Genomic DNA, 1,736 nt, shown 5'->3' with positions numbered 1-1,736 from the left:
GAGATCTCTGAAAAACCCGTTAACCGTTGAAGCTGTAGGCTTACAGAGATTACCTGATTTTGACTAAATCCGTGTCACTACAATCATATTTGCAATCAATCTTCCCTGATCTATATCATCTTTGCAGCGATTTCTGGAGCTAATCTGGCTCTATGCGCCATTTTCTTCGCATTTAGGCATATAAAGGTCATCAGCACCTGAATGGCTACCCGCTCCAGGCAACGATACCGGGCTCTCATCATCCGGTGCCAGGTTTTCGCTTCGCCAAATACGCGTTCAATCGTCTTTCGCATCCGCATCGCATGCTTTATACCCCGAGGTCGGTTTTCAAATACTTCCGGTCTGACATAAACGCGTTTGCGGGTCTCCGACTTACTAAGGCACGAATCTTTTCGAGGACATCGCTGACAGTCTTTCTTGGAAAAATAAAAGGTCAGGCCACCTTTTCGATGGGGAGTACTGCCTATCGCTTTCTTGCCTTCTTGGCACTGAACGGTCTTGGACTTCCTATCATAGGTGAATCCCTGTTGTTGAAGCCTGTCTTTCTTAGTCCGGTTGGGAACGTAGGTTCGTATTCCCTTTTCTGACAGATCCTTGCGCAGGTCGGAGCCATCGTAAGCCTTATCTCCCGCCAGCCGTCGGGGTTTAAGGTCCCTTTCAATGAGGTCATCCACCATTTCTTCGACCTGATCAACCTCGGTTTCATTTCCCGGGGTTACCTTGACCCCAGTAACTATCCCCGTTTCCTCGCAGACGGCATGGACCTTGTACCCTAGAAAGGGTTCGTCTTTTTTCTGGAACCCCCACCGGGCATCCGGGTCGCTGAAGCTGGATACACCTCTACCTTCCAGGATGGCTTCGTAGGTCTCGACGGTCTTTCTAAGCTCTGAACGGTCTTTGAGCCTATTCACAAGCTCCTTACCCCGAGCAATTTCCGCTGCCAGGAGTTCTTTGTGCGTAGGATAATCGCCGTCCGGCAAAGGCTCCGCGTATTCCTTGAGTTCTTCTGCTTTCGCCGTATCAACTTTGGCAAGTTCCTTTAGAAGACGCTTCCGACCTTCCCGGGCCAGGCTAAGGGTGTTCTTGGCAGCCACATGAGCCACAACCTTGGTACCGTCTATCAACGCCCATTCGCCTCGCAGATAACCCTTCTCCCGGGCCTGTTCCACCAGCCGGTTGAAAAGCTCCTGAAAAGTTTCCTGTCCCAGACGCTTGCGGAAGACAACCAGCGTTGTATCATCGGGTACTGGATCGTCCCATCCTATGTTGCAGAAGTACCGATACAAAACGTTATACTGAAGCTCCCGGCAGACCTGGACGTCCGAAAGATTGGCCCATACCTCCAGAAACAGTATCCGGAACAGGGTCTCCGGGGGAAAGCTGCGCCGGCCCTTATCGGGGTCGTAGAGATGTTTTACCGCATCGGTGACAAAGGAAAAGTCTACGTTTTCCTTTATCTTGACGAGAGGATGGTCCGCGGGAATCATCCTCGAGAATATCTCTAGGTCGAAAAAATTTACCTGATTGTCCTGGCGCCCTAGCATGACAAGTTGCCTCCTTATGGCGTGTCCTCACTTCAAAATTTGCCGTCGAACGCCATATTCCCTCTCACAAGGGAAACTTAATGCTATTGATGATTTTGCTATTTTTTCAGAGATCTCTAATACTCATCTTTGACAGTTTAAAAACAAGATTCCAGTAACGACAGGCATTTCAAGGGACGGAATACAGGCGTG

At 49.8% G+C, this 1,736-nt stretch carries 1 protein-coding gene; it reads right to left on the bottom strand.

Features of this window, described 5'->3' with window-relative positions; translation table 11 throughout:
• Positions 1 to 110 precede the first annotated feature (110 nt).
• Entirely contained in the window at positions 111 to 1,544 is a 1,434-nt protein-coding gene (locus KKC1_RS02235) for an IS1182 family transposase (protein WP_088552887.1), read from the bottom strand.
• Positions 1,545 to 1,736: the final 192 nt, after the last annotated feature.

Origin of the sequence: Calderihabitans maritimus, from assembly GCF_002207765.1 — a bacterium.
In the GTDB taxonomy this organism is placed as follows: Bacteria; Bacillota; KKC1; order Calderihabitantales; family Calderihabitantaceae; genus Calderihabitans; species Calderihabitans maritimus.
This window is presented reverse-complemented; position numbering and strand designations above follow the sequence as displayed.